Source organism: Klebsiella michiganensis, assembly GCF_015139575.1.
GTDB lineage: Bacteria > Pseudomonadota > Gammaproteobacteria > Enterobacterales > Enterobacteriaceae > Klebsiella > Klebsiella michiganensis.
In genome coordinates this window covers 4,049,184-4,067,292 of sequence record NZ_AP022547.1, presented here as the reverse complement: position 1 = coordinate 4,067,292, position 18,109 = coordinate 4,049,184, and the positions used below count along the sequence as shown (strand labels likewise).

General features: G+C 58.9%; 13 protein-coding genes. 3 read left to right on the top strand and 10 right to left on the bottom strand.

What is annotated here, in order from left to right; genetic code table 11:
• Positions 1–46: 46 nt before the first annotated feature.
• Positions 47–763, top strand: a complete 717-nt coding sequence (locus tag JLG71_RS19155) for a GntR family transcriptional regulator (RefSeq protein ID WP_014228521.1) — start codon at positions 47–49, stop codon at positions 761–763.
• Between the two features lie 42 nt (positions 764–805).
• On the opposite strand, the gene ldtB is transcribed toward JLG71_RS19155, so the two are convergent.
• The gene (gene ldtB / locus JLG71_RS19150) at positions 806–1,720 is read right to left on the bottom strand and encodes a L,D-transpeptidase (RefSeq protein WP_049069220.1); all 915 of its coding nucleotides are present in this window, start codon (positions 1,718–1,720) and stop codon (positions 806–808) included.
• Positions 1,721–1,910: 190 nt separating this feature from the next.
• A complete protein-coding gene (locus JLG71_RS19145) occupies positions 1,911–2,693 on the bottom strand; it encodes a tyrosine-protein phosphatase (protein WP_048261123.1) in 783 nt (260 codons plus the stop codon).
• A 177-nt stretch (positions 2,694–2,870) separates the two neighbouring features.
• Here JLG71_RS19145 and JLG71_RS19140 point away from each other — a divergent pair, with 177 nt between their 5' ends.
• Positions 2,871–4,463 (top strand): ABC-F family ATPase, encoded by a 1,593-nt coding sequence (locus JLG71_RS19140; protein ID WP_004849135.1) that lies wholly within the window; start codon positions 2,871–2,873, stop codon positions 4,461–4,463.
• A gap of 647 nt (positions 4,464–5,110) precedes the next feature.
• Here the strand turns inward: JLG71_RS19140 and JLG71_RS19135 are convergent.
• On the bottom strand, positions 5,111–7,474 hold the full coding sequence (locus tag JLG71_RS19135) for a glycoside hydrolase family 31 protein (protein ID WP_048261121.1): 2,364 nt from the start codon (positions 7,472–7,474) through the stop codon (positions 5,111–5,113).
• Between the two features lie 15 nt (positions 7,475–7,489).
• Positions 7,490–8,791, bottom strand: coding sequence for an MFS transporter (locus JLG71_RS19130; RefSeq protein WP_004849139.1), 1,302 nt, complete (start codon positions 8,789–8,791; stop codon positions 7,490–7,492).
• A gap of 271 nt (positions 8,792–9,062) precedes the next feature.
• Here JLG71_RS19130 and JLG71_RS19125 point away from each other — a divergent pair, with 271 nt between their 5' ends.
• Complete coding sequence (locus tag JLG71_RS19125) at positions 9,063–10,163, top strand: LacI family DNA-binding transcriptional regulator (protein ID WP_162934446.1); 1,101 nt, start codon at positions 9,063–9,065, stop codon at positions 10,161–10,163.
• Here the strand turns inward: JLG71_RS19125 and JLG71_RS19120 are convergent.
• The 6 genes from JLG71_RS19120 to moeA form a co-directional block, all read right to left on the bottom strand.
• Entirely contained in the window at positions 10,160–11,425 is a 1,266-nt protein-coding gene (locus JLG71_RS19120; protein WP_122117306.1) for a DUF1479 domain-containing protein, read from the bottom strand. The two genes, JLG71_RS19125 and JLG71_RS19120, sit on opposite strands and share 4 nt — an antisense overlap.
• 137 nt (positions 11,426–11,562) lie before the next feature.
• The gene (locus JLG71_RS19115; protein WP_032718688.1) at positions 11,563–12,378 is read right to left on the bottom strand and encodes a Cof-type HAD-IIB family hydrolase; all 816 of its coding nucleotides are present in this window, start codon (positions 12,376–12,378) and stop codon (positions 11,563–11,565) included.
• A gap of 209 nt (positions 12,379–12,587) precedes the next feature.
• Complete coding sequence (locus tag JLG71_RS19110; protein ID WP_048261117.1) at positions 12,588–15,020, bottom strand: formate C-acetyltransferase/glycerol dehydratase family glycyl radical enzyme; 2,433 nt, start codon at positions 15,018–15,020, stop codon at positions 12,588–12,590.
• A gap of 4 nt (positions 15,021–15,024) precedes the next feature.
• A complete protein-coding gene (locus JLG71_RS19105; protein ID WP_032748867.1) occupies positions 15,025–15,924 on the bottom strand; it encodes a glycyl-radical enzyme activating protein in 900 nt (299 codons plus the stop codon).
• Positions 15,925–16,076: 152 nt separating this feature from the next.
• Positions 16,077–16,832, bottom strand: a complete 756-nt coding sequence (gene moeB / locus JLG71_RS19100) for a molybdopterin-synthase adenylyltransferase MoeB (RefSeq protein WP_032748868.1) — start codon at positions 16,830–16,832, stop codon at positions 16,077–16,079.
• Entirely contained in the window at positions 16,832–18,067 is a 1,236-nt protein-coding gene (gene moeA / locus JLG71_RS19095) for a molybdopterin molybdotransferase MoeA (protein WP_200913759.1), read from the bottom strand. The genes moeB and moeA overlap by 1 nt, the downstream gene beginning before the upstream one ends.
• Positions 18,068–18,109 lie beyond the last annotated feature (42 nt).

The following is an 18,109-nucleotide window of genomic DNA, read 5'->3' as shown; positions in this document are numbered from 1 at the left end:
ATATTCTGCCCGCCAGCCACTATCAGACACGTAAAAGGATCCGGGAATGACGGCCAAATATCTGAGTATCGCGCGGGAAATCAAAAAACGTATTATCAGCCGGCAGTATCCCGCCAGCGCGCCGTTACCCGACCAGTTCGCCTTAGCGGCGGAGTTCAGCACCAGCAGGATGACCATCCAGCAGGCGATGCGCCAGCTGATTGTCGAAGGCCTTATCTACACCCGTAAGGGGCAGGGAACCTTCGTGCGCAAAAACTTCCTCCAGCTTTCGCAGTGGGAGCTGCCCGGCAGCGACTATTTTGGCGCCACCAAAACCTGGGAGCATGTAGGGGAAGTGACCAGCCGGGTGATTCGCTTCGAGCTGCGTTTTCCGTCGGAAAAAGAGCAAAGCTCGTTGCTGATTGACGCCGATGCCCCGGTCTATGATTTCGTCCGCCTGCGGCTGCTCAACGAGGAACCCGTGTCGCTGGACCTCACCGTGATGCCCGTTGCGCTGGTGCCCGGCCTGAATAAAACGCATCTCGAAAGCTCGGTATTTCGCTACGTGCAGGAGACGCTGGGGCTGAAGATGATGGGATCGTATCGGGTGGTGCGGGCGATGAAACCGCAGGCGCTGGACAGGGAGCATCTCAACTGCGAAGCGAGCGACCCGGTGCTGGAGGTGGAGCAGGTGATCTATCTGGAGGACGGTACGCCGCTGGAGTATGCCCATTGCCACTATCGCTACGACCACGGCGGAATTATTCTGGTCAATAACGGATAAAAAAATGGCGGGCACCGGGCCCGCCACTCTGTGCGATGCGTTTTAGTTCAGACGCACCGGCATACCGGAACGGTTCTGGATCGCCTGATCGACCACGCTCTGGTCTACGTCAGCCTGGCTGGTAATCGCCTGTACTGATTTGGTCAGGTTAATCGGCACGATTTCGCCGCCCTGGAACTGCTCTTCCGTGGTGGACAGCGGGTTGTGAACTTCAATGAAGCGGCTGCCGTCAGGTTCGGTAGTGGCTTTTACCGGCTCATCGATAAACTCAACGCGGGTGCCGACCGGCACGTTTTCAAACAGGAATTTGATATCGTCGTTACGCAGACGCACGCAGCCGTGGCTGACGCGCAGGCCGATGCCGAAGTTAGCGTTGGTACCGTGAATAGCGTACAGGCGGCCGATATACAGCGCGTACAGGCCCATCGGGTTATCAGGGCCGGCAGGAACAACGGCCGGCAGCGGTTCACCGGCTGCGGCATATTCAGCGTGCATTTTGGCGGTAGGCGTCCAGGTCGGACCGGCTTTTTTACGCTCAACTTTCGTCACCCAGTTGATCGGCGTGTCTTTGCCTAACTGGCCGATGCCGATCGGCAGCACGATGACGGTGTTGGTGCCTTTCGGATAGTAGTAGAGGCGCATTTCCGCGCTGTTGATGACGATACCTTCATGCACGGTGTCCGGCAGGATCAGCTGCTGCGGGATATTCAGCACGGTGCCGCCTTTCGGCAGGAAGGTGTCCACGCCCGGGTTGGCTTCCAGCATGTTGGATAAACCCATCTGGTATTCAGCGGCGAAATATTCCAGCGGCTGCTTGTTGCCTTCCGGAATGGTGATCACCTGGTTCTGGCCAATCAGACGGCTGCCGTCGGTGGGCAGAGGGTAGGTTACAGCAGAAGCTGTGTTGCAAAAGCCCACGATGGCGAAGGCTGCCGCGAAGAGTGTTGATAATTTCATAATCTTTATGTCGTGGGCGATGTTAATGCCGCACAGGCCTTTGTCAGTTTAAACAGGAAGTCGATGGGAGCGCATTATATGTGCTTTCCGGCAAACAGGTAAATGAGATGTGTACGAAATCACATTTTTTTCCTGTGACCCTGAGTGTAGCCCGTCAACGTGGGCTCTGCAGCCTGAAAACGGGAGGGGATTACCCCTCCAGAAGCCGCGACTGGAGCGCTTCTCGCGCCTGCGGCGTGAGCTGATACTCTTTCTCCAGCCAGGCATCGACGCTGGCGTAGCGTTCGTCGATTTGCGAAAGTGCGGCGGCAAGGTAGGACTCATGCACCGTCATCATTTCCGCCAGGTTCTGCCGGCCGCGGGGGGTCAGCGCATTACCGAGGGACTGGAGCATGTAATCTTCGACCTGCGTCAGCATGCCCTGGGTGAGCAGATATTCCTCCATGACCGTATGACGATCGCAGCCGAGGGCGAACAGCGTCAACGCGCAGCCAACGCCGGTGCGGTCTTTTCCCACCGCGCAGTGCTGCAGCAGCGCGCCGTCGAAAGGCTCCATCAGCCAACCGGCCAGCTGGCGATAAGCGGCGTTATTGAACGGCAGCTGGCGGTAGAGCGCCAGCATAAACTGCTCGCCGTTAAGGGCGTTCAGGGTGGCGGCGTTGAGCTCGGTGACTTTGGCGTTGACGTCGCGAACGTGCGGATTCGCCGGGGCGTTGAGGTAGTGAGCCGCTTCGTTCAGCTTATCGGGGCTGCGATTCACTTCGCCCGGATCGCGATAATCAATCACTCGGCTAAGCGGGATCGCGTCCAGATGGGTGAGGTCATCTGCCGTCATCATATGCAGCGAGCCGGAGCGGAATAATTTCCCGGTACGCACGCGACGGCCGTCGGCGGTACGCTGGCCGCCCAGGTCACGAAAGTTGATACCGCCCTGCAGCGATAAGAAAGCCGGATGGCGGGAGAGTGTGGTCATAGGTTCCTTCCAGATTAAGGTAAAAAATTACGCATTAAGCAGTGTAACCGCGCAATATGACATGACCCTAACACAGGCGTCATTGATGATTTTATAACGCCCCGTGAAAAGTGAAGCATTTGCTGGCATAATGTCTGGTTCATCACACTTCTCATTCTCTATTTTCAGGATAACCCCGTGCTAGTATCCAGCAACGTCACCATGCAGTTCGGCAGTAAGCCGCTGTTCGAAAATATTTCCGTCAAATTTGGCGGCGGCAACCGTTACGGCCTGATTGGCGCCAACGGTAGCGGCAAATCCACCTTTATGAAGATCCTCGGCGGCGATCTTGAGCCGACGCTGGGCAACGTCTCCCTCGATCCGAACGAGCGTATCGGTAAGCTGCGTCAGGATCAGTTTGCGTTTGAAGAGTTCAGCGTGCTGGATACGGTCATTATGGGCCACGGCGAGCTGTGGGAAGTGAAGCAGGAGCGCGATCGTATCTACTCCCTGGCGGAGATGAGCGAAGAAGATGGCTACAAAGTGGCTGACCTGGAAGTGCTGTACGGCGAGATGGACGGTTACTCCGCTGAAGCGCGCGCCGGCGAACTGCTGCTCGGCGTCGGCATCCCGGTTGAACAGCATTACGGCCCGATGAGCGAAGTCGCTCCCGGCTGGAAGCTGCGCGTGCTGCTGGCGCAGGCGCTGTTCTCTAACCCGGACATTCTGCTGCTTGATGAACCGACGAACAACCTGGACATCGACACCATCCGCTGGCTGGAGCAGACCCTCAACGATCGCGACAGCACCATGATCATCATTTCGCACGACCGTCACTTCCTGAATATGGTCTGTACCCACATGGCGGATCTGGATTACGGCGAGCTGCGCGTTTACCCGGGCAACTACGATGAGTACATGACCGCGGCGACCCAGGCGCGCGAACGTCTGCTGGCGGACAACGCCAAGAAAAAAGCGCAGATTGCTGACCTGCAATCATTCGTCAGCCGCTTTAGCGCCAACGCCTCTAAATCTCGCCAGGCGACCTCGCGCGCCCGTCAGATTGACAAAATTAAGCTGGACGAAGTGAAAGCGTCCAGCCGTCAGAACCCGTTCATTCGCTTTGAGCAGGATAAGAAGCTGTTCCGTAACGCCCTGGAAGTGGAAGCGCTGGCGAAAGGCTTTGATAACGGCCCGCTGTTTAAAAACGTCAATCTGCTGCTGGAAGTGGGGGAGAAGCTTGCCATTCTGGGCGCCAACGGCGTGGGTAAATCCACGATGCTGAAAACCCTGGTCGGCGATCTGACGCCCGATAACGGTACCGTTAAATGGTCTGAGAACGCGCAGATTGGCTACTACGCGCAGGATCATGAATATGAGTTTGAAAACGATCTGACGGTATTCGAGTGGATGAGCCAGTGGAAACAGGAAAGCGATGATGAGCAGGCGGTGCGCAGCATCCTGGGTCGTCTGCTGTTCAGTCAGGACGATATCAAGAAGCCGGCGAAAGTGCTCTCCGGTGGCGAAAAAGGCCGCATGCTTTTCGGTAAGCTGATGATGCAAAAACCGAATATCCTGGTGATGGATGAACCAACCAACCACCTGGATATGGAATCGATCGAATCGCTGAACATGGCGCTGGAGATGTATCAGGGCACCCTGATCTTTGTTTCCCACGACCGTGAGTTTGTGAGCTCGCTGGCGACCCGAGTGATTGAAATTACGCCGGAGCGCGTTGTGGACTTCACCGGTAACTACGAAGATTATCTGCGCAGCAAAGGTATCGAATAATATTGCTGTTGTCTGTCCCGGATTGCGGCGCTGCTGCGCCTTATCCGGGCTACCGGCCCGCAGACGGCGGTGAACCTGTAGCCCGGGCAAGGCGCGTTAAGCGCCGCCCCCGGGAGCAGAGCGCAGCGTGGCTGAATTCCCCGGAGGCGATGCTGCGCATCTGTCCGGGCTACCGGCCCACAGACAGCGGTGAACCTGTAGCCCGGGCAAGGCGCGTTAAGCGCCGCCCCCGGGAGCAGAGCGCAGCGTGGCTGAATTCCCCGGAGGCGATGCTGCGCATCTGTCCGGCTACCGGCCCACAGACGGCGGTGAACCTGTAGCCCGGGCAAGGCGCGTTAAGCGCCGCCCCCGGGAGCAGAGCGCAGCGTGGCTGAATTCCCCGGAGGCGATGCTGCGCATCTGTCCGGGCTACCGGCCCACAGACGGCGGTGAACCTGTAGCCCGGGCAAGGCGCGTCAAGCGCCGCGCCCGGGAGCGGTGCGCAGCGTGGCTGAACTCCCCGGAGGCGATGCTGCGCATCTGTCCGGGCTACCGGCCCGCAGACGGCGATGAACCTGTAGCCCGGGCAAGGCGCGTTAAGCGCCGCCCCCGGGAGCATAGCGCAGAGTGGCTGAATTTCCCAAAGGCGCTGCTGCGCCTTATCCGCACTACACCCGCCACTCGCTCCTTTCTTCACCGTTCACCAGCAGCCTGCGTTTTTCCCCCGCCGGCAACGACACCTTCAGCGCTTTCCACGCCGGACGATAATCGCCGCGCGCGTTCACCTTCAGGTTGATGCTGGCGCTATCGCAAACCATTTCCCATTCTACCCACAGCGCATGGCCATTCTGGTAGCTCCAGCTTTCGCCATCATCTTCAAACAGCAGGCCGCAACGGGTCCCCACGCCCTTCAGCGGGAACAGCTTCAGCTCGCGGCAATCGTCTTTTTGCGCATCGACGTGGCGGATACGCTCGCTCAGCGGCAGGCCTGCTCCGGCGCGAACCAGCAGCGGCAGTTTTTCCAGCGGCGCATCAAGGACGATCCACTGGCCTCCCGCGAACCACTGGTGGCTATCAAAGTCGTACCAGCCGTCCTGATTGGCCGGCAGCCAGACGCGGCGCTGACGCGCGCCGGGTTCGACGACGCTGGCGACCAGCAGATCGCGACCCAGCAGGAAGTCGTCGCATTCGGCAAACGTCCGCGGATCGTGTTCGTGATCGAGGAAGGTCGGACGCAGCATCGGTTCATCGTCGGCGTGAGCCTGCCACAGCAGCGTATAGAGGTACGGCAGCAGACGATAGCGCAGCTCAATGGCTGAACGGATAGCCGGCGTGACTTCCGGGTACATCCAGGCTTCGTTGACCGTCTGGTCGTCATTCCACGAGTGAATGGTAAAGCGCGGATGCATAACGCCGTTTTGTACCCAGCGCACGAACAGCTCCGGGTCCGGTTTATCGCCAGAGAAGCCGCCAACATCGTGTCCGACGTTGAACAGCCCGGAGAGGCTCATTCCCAGCCCCATGCGGGTGTTATAGCGCAGCGTATCCCAGTTGGTACGGTTATCGCCGCTCCAGGTCTGGACGTAGCGCTGCATCCCGGCGCAGCCGGAGCGAGAGATCAGGTACGGTCGTTTGTGCGGCGCAAAGCGCTGCTGAGCCTCCAGCGACGCGCGCATCATCAGCAGCGGCATGACCGGGCGAATATGTTTAATGGCAATTTCCTCGCCAAACCCGTAACAGCGGGCTTCGCCGTCCCAGACTTCATACTCGTTATTATCGTTCCACGTGGAGTCGATACCCATCTCCAGCAGCTGGGTTGTCACGCCTTCCTGCCACCAGGCGACGGTCTGCGGGTTGGTAAAGTCAAGGTGCGACCCTTCGTCATCCCAGAAGCTGGAGCGCTCGGGAGCATCCGCCTGTGAATCGCGGATAAAAAGCCCGCGCTCCGCGACCTCGTTATAGCGCGGATGGTCCTGCAGCAGGCAGGGCTTAATATTGGCGGCGAGCTTCAGTCCGGCATCGTGGAAGGCCTGGCTCATCACCTTCGGCTGCGGCACCTTGTCGTTGTTCCAGTTAAAGACGTAGCGCTTGCCGTCAATCGAGGTATAGCCGGAAGAGAGCTGGAACGAATCGCACGGTATGGCGTGTTCATCACACAGGCGGATGAAGTTCATCAGCTGGTTTTGCGCATCCGGCGCGTCGGTGTAGTGCATCGTCGAACCGCTGTAGCCGAGACTCCATTTCGGTCCGAACAGCGTTTTGCCGGTCAGGCGTACGAATGCTTTGGTGATATCCAGTACCCGTTTGCCGGAAAAAAGATAGTAATCGATGTCGCCGGCTTCCGCCTGCCAGCGGCGATAGGCGGTATGGTAATTATCGATTTCGTTGCCGAGATCCAGCCAGCAGCTGCTCAGGTTGTCGTAAAACAGACCGTAGCTGACATCGCTACGCTGCGCGATGGTAAACGGAATATGTTTGTACAGCGGGTCGGTGCTCGCCGCGTTATAGCCCATGGCGTCGAGGTTACGCATCTCATAGCGCTTCCCGTTACGCTGCAGATCGCCGGCTTTTTCGCCCAGACCGTAGAAGCGTTCGTCTTTGCGTCGGCTCAGGTAGTGGGCAACGCCGTCGCCGTGCGCATTCGCCAGGTAGGCGCTGGTGGGGCGGTCGTTAACCAGCGGCTGCCACTCGCCGGCCTCATCGCGATAGCTCCATTCCAGCCACAGCGGCTGGTGGACGGTGACGCGCAGCTGGTCGGTGGCGATGCTCAGGGTATCGCTATGCTCCGTGAGCTGCCAGGCGGGGAGGCTAAAGCCGCTCAAATCTTCGCGCGGGCGCCCTTCCCAAGGCACGTCCTGCTGGGGAGCGATACTCCAGGTGCGATCCAGCGCCAGCTGGCCGTGCCGCTTTAGCAGCACGCGGAACATATTCTCTTCCAGCACGTACAGACACAGGGTGTGCTGGCCGTCTACGATCAGCTCAACGTGGTGGTCCAGCCGTTGGTGCAAAGTCCAGTTTTTCAAAGTCTTCATTTTTTACATCCACTCTCAGGCGCGTTTTGCGCGACGTTCAGCAATAAATGCCACCAGGAATACCGCGCCAATCAGGTCAAAGAACCCCATGGCGATAAATAGCGGGTTGAAGCCGATTTTGTCGGCGGTGACGCCAATCAACAGCGAGAACAGAAAGCTGGCGATCCAGGCGGCGGAGCCGCGCATCCCGTTCACGGTCGCCATCTGTCCTTTATCGAACGACTCCACCACCAGCGCGCTGAGCATGCAGGAGATGATCTGGTGGCCGAAGCCGCCTATCGAAATCAGCACGATGGTGATATAGGGATCGCGGGTGATCGCCACGGTGGCGAGCGAAATCATCAGGAAGGCGCCGGTGACGGAGCTGGCGACCACCGAGTTCACCCGCGAACAGCCGAACCAGCGGGTATATAGTTTGGTCAGATAGCCGCTGGCGACGCTGCCGAGGTCGGCCGCCAGAAACGGCAGCCAGGCAAACATGGCGATTTGTTTTAAATCCATGCCGTGCTCTTTCGCCAGGTAGAGCGGTACCCAGAAGCTCAGCACCGCCCAGGCAGGCTCAGCCATAAAGGCCGGAATGGCGATACCGTAGAAGCGCTTGTTTTTCGATACGGTTTTCAGCGCGGTAAAGAAGGGCAGTTTGACCGGTGGCGCTTCATTGTCCTGCTGGATCAGCGCCAGCTCAGCTTTACCGAGGTTAGGGTGTTTTTCCGGGTTATGATAGAACGCCCACCACAGCACGACCCACAGCAGCGCCAGCGCGCCGGTGAACATGAATGCCCCCTGCCAGCCGAACGAAGCGTGTGCGAAGTAGATAATCGGCGGCGCCAGCATGGCGCCCACGGAGAAGCCGACGCCCGCCCAGCCTGCCGCGATCGGCCGCTCGGATTTTGGAAACCACTCACCCAGCGTTTTGGCGTTGGCTGGCGTCGCCGCCGCCTCAGCGCCGCCCATGAAAAAGCGCAGAATCGCCAGGTGCAGCCAGCTCCCCGCCCCGGCATGGGCGATGCAGGCGATGGCCCACAGGGTGGCGCAGATCATAAAGCCGAGCTTGAGGCCAATAACGTCGATAAGCCAGCCGCAGAGCGGCTGGAAAATGGTGTACGCCAGCTGAAAAGCGCCGACTATCCATGAGTACTGTTCAGTGGTAATACCCAGGGAGGTTTTTAGTTCCGGGGCGATAATCCCCAACGAATTACGCGTGATGTAGTTAACGGTGACGCCGAGTAAAAACAGCACCAGCATCCACCAGCGCAGGTTCTTCACTATGCGGCGCGATTTACTGACCGCCATATCATTATTGAGGCCTTGGCTCATAGAACTCTCCACGAGACATGTAGTAGGGAAAATTGACCAACCCGCTTGCTGAGTTGTCGCTAAAATTTTCTATTTCGTTGTTTGTTAAGGTTGATGTCTCGACACTATTGGTTGACTAATCTCAAAGGTGTTGGACCAATTAAGGCTAAGGGAGAATGCGAGCGGGCAATAGCGACAATTCTGCAAATATTTTCATGGGACGATCCAGATCGCAGTATGACATCGCCAAATCGCTTAAAAATATTCACATTCTCAATATGAAAATTTTTTCATGAGCAAAGTAGAGCGCGATCACAAAATGGACAAAAAGCTGAAAGTGAGCGAAATCGCGGCGCGTACCGGGCTGTCGGTGAGCACGGTATCGCGGGTGCTGGCGGGGAAAGCGAATACCAGCGCCAGGGCTCGCCAGAGGGTACTGGAGTGCGCCCGCGAGCTGGGCGTGATGGAGGGTATCGCCGCCGGGCGAATGCTGCTCAATAATCTGGTGGTCTTTGCCCCTCAGCGCGCTTTCGATGAACGCACGGATATTTACTACTATCGTGTGATTCAAAGCATCAATAGCGCCCTTATGCCGCATGAGGTACACCTGCGCTATTGCGCGCTGGAAGAGAACGACAGCGATGCCAATTTGTTTTTGCAGCGCATGCATGAAGCATCGACCCAGGCCGCGATTTTACTGGGTATCGACGATCCGCATATTCACGATCTGGCGGCCGATCTGGCGAAGCCCTGCGTGATGATTAACTGCCACGACGCGGGAATGCGTTTACCCTCCGTGGCGCCGGATCATCGGCTGATCGGCCAGTTCGCCGCCCGGTATCTATTTGAGATGGGGCATCAGGCGATCATGAACGTGATGTGCCTGCGCCGCTATACCATGGAGCTGCGTCTGCTGGGCATTAAGCAGGCGTGGCGGGCGCGTAATCTCCGTTTCGTTGACGGCAGGGATTTACTCGCTGTGGCCAACTTCAGCGCCAGGGATACCGAGGAAAAAGTCGGGGAGTGGCTGGATCAGCGCGGCGATGGCCCGCTGCCGACGGCATTTCTGGTGGGCGGTGATTTTATGGCGGCAGGCACGATCGCCGCATTACAAAAACGCGGTTTGCGCGTCCCGCAGGATGTTTCCGTCATGAGCATCGACGGCTTTAACCTGGCGGCGATCCAGGATGTACCGCTAACCGCCGTCCACGTCCCACGCGATGAATTAGGGGCCGAAGCGGTACATTTATTACAGCAGAGACTGATCCGTCCCGATGCGCCGCACGGCGCGTTACTCCTGCATGGGACGCTGGCAGTACGCGATTCGGTACGGCGGATACGCGCCGGTAACCGCCGTACCGCCGTTGAAGCGAAGGGGCTATATGATGATTAATTCGCCATCCCCAACGCGCGCTTACCGTGGATATTTAAGTCATCCAGCGTAAAGCGGCCTTCCCAGTCGCTTTCATAATCCTCGCGGGGGAAATCTCCCGGCGAAGCGCCGCGCGCCAGCGCCGCTTTGACCTTCTGCGCGTAGGCGAGGTTTTTCTCGCACATTGGCGCGGCGGGAATATACATCACGTTGCCCCAGCCCTGCTGATTTTCCACCGGCGCGACCGAGTGGATCACGTCGCAGTGCCACCATACCGAATCGCCCGCATTCAGCGCCGGAATAGAGCTTAAGGCTTTGATCAGCAGCGGGTGCCATTTTTCCGAAATCGGCAGCACCTTGCCCGGCGCGACGCCGCACAGCTCATCTTCCGGGACATCATCGAGCAGCGGACGCAGCAGCACGTAAGCCATCGCTTCCGGGATCGGCACCACGTGCAGCAGGCCCTGATCGGGGATCATATCGGAGAGCGCGGTCCACCCCTGGAAGGTGCGGAACACCGAGCATTTGGTGGTGTTGTCGACCGTATACTCTTCGACTTCGGTGCGGTGTGCCGCGTCCCACGGGTCGTAAGCATCAATGTTGCCGTTAAACACGTCGGCAAACACTTTCTGATAGGCCGGCAGCAGCCAGCGCTCCAGGGCGCCGGAATCGGTATGCGCCCCCAGTCCTTTCGAGGTGGTTCCCGGCGGGCGGCGGCGAATGCGGTCCGGGTAAATGACGCTTACGTCCGGGTCGAACCACTGCTTGCCGTCGCGGTTAAAGGTCCACAGACGGTTGAGGAACGACTGCACGGCGGCCATTTCATCGCTCTGTCGCGCCTGCATCTGCGCCTGGGACCAGTAAATCGGATAGATTTCCGGGCGCGAAGCTTCCAGCGACCCGAAAAAGGTATCGCCGGGACCTTTATAAACGTCATCGAAATGGTTGCGGTCGAGATACTCGAGCATTGCGTTGTCCCACGCCAGCGCCTGTTCGCGAGAAAAATGGCCCTTGATAACGGCGCAGCCGCGACGTTTGATGAGCTCGCGCTGGGCTTCCGTGACCTGGCCCCGGGCAATATCGGCGAACGGGAGCGTCGGCCAGACGTCCTGACCGCTGGCCTTAAGGGCGTCAATCTCTTCCAGACGCGCGGCGATACGCGCCGTCAGCCGATCGAACACCGCCTGCACGTCGCCAATTTGCGCCCGAAGCTCCTGTTTAATCCGGCGGATGGCCGCTTTGGGGTCGGCGGGTAAAGTTTCACAGGTATGGGTAACAGCCATAATGACCTCTCATCTTTCATTCGAAAGTAATATATCTTACATATGATAATTTAAGTTAAAATTAAGTTAATGCAAGTTTAAAATTATGCGGAGGTGCACAAAACGGGAAGCCGGGGCGGTAAACCCCGGGTGTGGCGTTACTCGTTGAACGGGGCGGTGTGGTCGAGGACGGCCTGAATGACGTTCAGCGCGCCGTCGTGGTTGTTATCATCGGTGGCAAAACGCGACACCGCCTTGATGCTTTCGGCGGCGTTGGCCATCGCGAAAGAGTATTTCACCAGCTTGAGCATTTCCGTATCGTTAGCGCTGTCGCCAATGGCTACGCAGGCCTGCGGCGAGATGTTCCAGCGCTTCAGCAGGCGGCTGATGCCGTTAGCTTTATGCAGGCCGGGGATAATCAAATCGACGAAGCCGAAGCCGCTGGTGACCGGCTTCATGATGCCGTCCAGCGAGACGTGCAGTTTGTCGATAAGCTGCGGGATTTCGCTATCCGGCAGGTTCAGGGAAAACTTAAACAGCGTGTCGTCGATGTCATGATAGCTGCTAATGCGCTGCAGGCGATGGTAGTGCTTTGACATCAGGGTGACGAACGCCTCGGGCGCGCGCTCGCTGACGTAAGCGCTCTCGAGGCCGCAGGCGACGAAGTTGAGCTGCGGGTCTTTCAGCAGTTCGCCAATCACCACCTGGGATTCATGACGGGTGAGTTCGCCGTGGAACAGCTGTTGACCGCGTTCGTAAACCAGCGCGCCGTTCTCGGCAACAAAGGAGATTTGGTCGCGGATTTCCGGGAAAAAAGAGATCAGCTGGTAGTACTGGTTGCCGCTGGCGACAACGAATTCAATACCCTGCTGCTGGAGTTGCGCGAACTGCGCAAGAAAACGCGAGCGGTCATACTGCTTGGCGTCATTGAGAAAAGTTCCGTCCATATCGGTGACGATAACTTTAACGGTCATAACACATGCTCCTGGCTTAACTTCGACCAGTAACATTCTAATTACAATGTGATGGGGAGCACAAATTTATTTCGAATGAAAGTTTGCGTTCACCTCTGTGCAGCATAAAACCCCGGATTGCGGCGTAAACGCCTTACCCGGGCTACCGGCCCGCAAACGGCTTCGAACCTGTAGCCCGGCTAAGCGTAGCGCAAGCCGGGGGATGTGACTTACAGCGTATGCTCGGTACGGGCGATAATATCGTCCTGTGCATCCGGCGACAGGGCGGTAAAGAACGCCGAGTATCCGGCCACCCGGACCACTAAATCACGATACTGGTCTGGGTGTTTCTTCGCTTCCAGCAGCGTCTCGCGCGACACGATGTTGTACTGAATATGCCAGCCTTTATGCACCTCGAAGAAGGTGCGCAGCAGCACCATCAGTTTCTGCTTATCGGATTCGTTCTCCAGCGTGGCCGGGTTCAGCTTCTGGTTAAGCAGTACGCCGCCGAGGATTGAGCCGGTCGGCAGTTTGCCCACCGAGCTGATTACCGCAGTCGGCCCGAGATGGTCGGTGCCGGAGGCCGGGCTGGCCCCTTCCGCCAGCGGCGAGTGCGCTTTACGGCCATCCGGCGTCGCCATCGTTTGGGCGCCAAACGGCACGTTGGCGGAAATGGACGAGGTGCCGGCGTAGTAGTTGCCGCCGATCGGGCCGCGGCCGTAGCGCGGGTTATGATACAGCTTCAGCTCGTCGATATAGGTCTGGTAGGCGCGAGCCAGCAGCATATCCACGCTGTCTTCATCGTTACCGTATTTCGGCGCGCCGTTGATTAAGCGCTGGCGCAGCTGCTCGTGGGTCAGGCCTTCGAAGTCTTCAGCCAGCGCCTTTGCCAGCTCCTGCTGACCAATAACGCCCTGATCGAACACCAGCTTCTTCACTGCCGCCAGGCTGTTGCCGAGGTTAGCGATGCCGACCTGCAGACCGGAAACCCAGTCATACTTCGCGCCGCCCTGCTTGATGCTCTTCGCGCGCTCGATGCAGTCATCGACCAGCGCCGAGCAGAGAATATCGTGCACGTTCTCTTCCAGCATGGTGTCGACCACGTACTCAATCTCGATAGATTTGCGCGTGTAGTAGCGGATCTGCGTATCCCAGTCGGCCAGAACCTGTTCAAAGTTGTCGAAGTTGCCTTTTGACAGCGCATGTTCCTGCGGCAGGAAAACCTGGCCGCTGGTGGCGTCGCGGCCGCCTTCCAGGGTTGCCAGCATGACGCGGGCGAAGTTGATAAAGCTCATCCCGGTGCAGCGATAGCCCCATTTACCGCCGACGGCGGTTTCGATGCAGCCGATAGCGGCATAGTCGTACGCGTCCTGCGGCTCAATCCCCAGCTTGATAAATTCCGGGATGACGATTTCATCGTTGTTGAACGCCGGCATGCCGAAGCCGCAGCGGATCACCTGCACGCAGGCGTCGAGGAAGTCGTTGCTCATGCCCGCGTGATAGCGCACGCTGAGGTTAGGTTGAGTCGAACGCAGCCGACCGCAGGATTCCAGGATGGCGTAGGAGAGCGGGTTCACCGCGTCCTGCGCGTTGCCGTCCACCAGATTCTGGCCGCCGATGGTGACGTTCTGGTACAGCGGGCTACCGGCGGAAGCCTTAGAGTGCGAGCCGGAGCGAATTTTGTTCACTTCCAGCAGCTTCAGCCAGCAGCAGTGCAGCAGCTCGATGGCGTGTTCGCGATCCAATGATTGCGCCAGCTCAACGTCGCGGCGATAGTAAGGGTAGAGATACTGGTCCATACGGCCGAAAGAGACCGAGTGACCGTTGGATTCGATCTGCAGAATCAGCTGGATGAAATAGCACAGCTGCAGCGCCTGCCAGAAGGTTTTCGGTGGCTCGTGGGCGATAATATCGCAGTTTTCGGCTATCGCCAGCAGCTCGTCGCGGCGGGATTCGCGGCTCTCCGTCGCGGCCATATTGCGCGCCAGCCCGGCATAGCGCTTACAGTGGTCGCTGACCGCTTCCAGCACGATATCAATGGCTTTAAGGAACTGCTCGCCGTGCAGATCTTCCAGCACTGTCAGGTTAATGCGCGAACGGCGCTCGGCGACTTTCGCCCGCATGCCGTCGAGGCCTTTTTCCAGCAGCAGCGGATAGTTAACCGCAAGGTGAGCGTCGCCGGAGGTCATATTGCCTTCGGCTTTGATAATGCCGGTCGCCAGCAGCGCTTTTTGCTCGTCGGTAAACATGCCGTAGCAGCGATCCTGTACGGTTTGACCGCGCCACCACGGGCACACTTCATGGAGCACGCGTTTGTTCTCTTCGCTAACGGCAAACCCGGCGCCGGGGCGATCGGCGAGGTCGTCGATCTCTTTTTCGATCCAGCTAACGGTGTATTCCGGGAAGATAGGCGCCGCGCGAACTTCGCTGGCCTGGTTGCCGACGATCAGTTCATCGTGCTTAATCCAGATCGTGCGTTCCGCCAGGTGATGAGCCAGCGCCAGCGCGCGGCGTACCGGGATCGGCTTATCCAGGTGCTGCTGATAGGCTTCGGTATAGTGCAGGGCGCGCTCGGTACAAACCGGCGGCTTAACGATATGCACCAGCGCCATTTTATGCGCCTGAATGCGCGGGCTCAGAGTGTCCAGTTTCAACGTTGTCATAAGGTTATCCTCGTAGAGTCGCCGTTAAACCTTTGCTCTGAGCATAGCGCTGCGCGAAGGCGAGCAGCTCGGGTGCAGCAAGCGGTTTATCCGGAGCGGTATAGGGCTGACTGAGTAATTGGTATTTATTCATGCCTAAGGTGTGGTAAGGCAGGAAGTGGATCTCGCCAACCTGTAAACGGTCAGCGGCAAAATCGGTAATGGCGGCAATATCGCTTTCGTTGGCGTTAAAGCCCTGGATCAGCGGCACGCGAATGATGATTTTCTTTCCGGCCTGCGCGACGCGCTGCAGGTTATCCAGCACCCGGCGGGCGCTGCCGTCCGTCCACTGCTGAAAAATCGCTTCGTTGACGTGCTTGAGGTCGGCGAGAAACAGGTCGATAAACGGCAAAGCGGGTTCGACGTATTTCCACGGCACGTGCAGGCAGGTTTCGACCGCGGTGTGGATCCCCGCGTTGTGGCTGGCCTCAAACAGCTGTCGGGCCAGTTCGGGATTCATAAACGGCTCGCCGCCGGAAAGCGTGACGCCGCCGCCGCTGCGGTCGTAAAACGGTTTGTCGCGCAGCACCGTGGCCATAATCTCTTCGACGCTTTTCTCTTCGCCGCACACGGTTAATGCCGTGCTCGGGCAGCAGTCGCGCAATTTGCCGATATGCGCATCGGTGAGCTTTTCGCGGTGGATAATCAGACCGTCCAGCTTGCGGGTAATCACCTCCGGCGCAGCCTGCTGGCAGAGGTCGCAGCCGTCCAGGCAAAGGCGGGCGTCATACAGCAAATCCGCCGTGCGGGCGCGGCTTTCCGGATTCTGGCACCAGCGGCAGCCCAGCGAACACCCTTTGAGGAAGACAACAGTGCGGATCCCCGGGCCGTCATGGGTTGAATAACGCTGAATGTTGAAGATCATGATTCACCCGCTTATTTGCATATGAAGATTAAATTACTTTCGAATGAAAGTTGTATTGATATAAATCAACAAGCAGAAAGAGGAAGGAGAATGAAGGTTAAAATGCCGCTGCGGGTCACAAAACATCCGGCGACAGCGCCGCCGGAAAAGGATCAGGGCGTACCGCACACCTCGCAGTGAGGGTTACGAGGCAGCCTCATTTCGCGGAACTGGCAGCGCATGGCGTCGTACATGACGATTTTTCCCGTTGCCGGGCTACCGTAGCGGGCCAGCAGCTTAATCGCTTCCATCGCCTGCAGCGAACCGATGGTGCCGACCAGCGGCGCCATGACGCCGGCTTCGACGCAGGTGAGGGCGTTTTCGCCAAACAGGCGGCTCAGGCAGCGGTAGCAGGGTTCATCTTCCTGATACGTAAAGACGCTGATTTGCCCTTCCATGCGAATCGCCGCGCCGGAGACCAGCGGCGTTTTATGGCGGAAACATCCGGCGTTGAGCTGGTTACGGATCGCGACGTTGTCGGTACAGTCGAGCACCAGATCGTGGGCGGCGATTTGCGCCGCCAGCGCCTCGTCTTCCAACCGCGCGTTGAGCGCCGTGAGCTGAACGTGGGGATTAATCCGCGCCAGCGCGGCGCGGGCGGAGTCGACCTTCGGCTGGCCGATGGTGTCGTCGCTGTGCAGCGTCTGGCGCTGAAGGTTGGAGAGCGAGACGGTGTCGAAATCGAGCAGGGTTAGCTGGCCCACGCCTGCCGCCGCCAGATACTGCGCGGCGGCGCAGCCCAGCCCGCCGAGGCCGACGACCAGCACGCGGGAGGCTTTCAGCTGCTCCTGACCGTCAAAATCGAAATCGCGGAGAATAATCTGCCGGTTATAGCGCAGCATCTCCGCATCGCTCAGCTCCACGCCCATTACAGCCCTCCGAACAGATGATTAAACGGCTCGACTTCCACCCATTCGCCCGCTTCCACGTTGCCGCGCTCGCGTTCGAGAACGATAAAGCAGTTGCCGAGGCTGAATGAACTGAAGATATGCGAGCCCTGGTGACCGGTGCTGCTAACCACCAGCTCGCCGTCCGGACCGCGCTGCAGCACGCCGCGCTGAAAATCGAGGCGGCCCGGCGATTTCTTCAGGCCGGAGGCGGCGCGAACGCGCAGGCGCATCGGCTGAGCTTGCCCGACGTTGCCGGACAGCTTCGCCAGCAGCGGCTGAACCAATTGGTAGAAGGTCAGCGTTGCGGAAACCGGGTTGCCGGGCAGGCCGCAGAACCAGCTGTGCTTGAGCTTGCCGAAAGCGAAAGGTTTACCCGGCTTAATCGCCAGCTTCCAGAAGCCGATTTCCCCCAGCTCTTCGAGGATCGCTTTGGTGTAGTCCGCCTCGCCGACGGAAACGCCGCCGGAGCTAATCACCACGTCGGCCTGCTGGTCAGCCTGAATAAAGGCTTCGCGCAGTTTAGCCGGGTCGTCGGGAATAATGCCGAGGTTAATGACCTCGCAGCCCAGCTCCTGCAGCATCAGGTGCACCGCCAGGCGGTTGGTATCGTAAATTTGCCCGTCGGCCAGCGGCTGGCCCGGCAGCTGGAGCTCATCGCCGGTGGAGAAGACCGCCACCCGCACTTTACGCACCACCTCAACCTCGGCAATCCCCAGCGAGGCGATGACCGGCAGCTCGGCGGCGGTCAGGCGGGTGCCTGCGGGGAAGACGACCGCGCCGTGGGCGATGTCTTCGCCAAGACGACGAATATTCTGCCCGTTTTTCACCGGGGCGAGGAAGCGGATACCCTCATCGGTTTGTTCGGCCTGCTCCTGCATCACCACCGCGTCGCAGCCTTCCGGCACCGGCGCGCCGGTCATAATGCGGATACAGGTGCCCGCGGGCCAGACGCCGTCAAAGGGTTGACCGGCGAAGGCCTTGCCGGCCACCGGCAGCGCTGCGCCGTCGGTGAGATCCGCCAGGCGCACGGCGTAGCCGTCCATCGCCGAGTTATCAAAACCGGGAACGTTAAGCGGCGAAACGAGATCATGGGCGGTCACGCGCGAAAAGGCCTGCAACAGCGGTACGGTATCCGTCGCATTCAGCGGCGTAATACGAGTGAGCATCTGGGTCAGGGCTGTGTCGAGCGGCATCAGTCCGGCGGTAAAATCCATGGGTTTCTCCTGCGGGCAAACATCGAAAACGCCTATTATGGC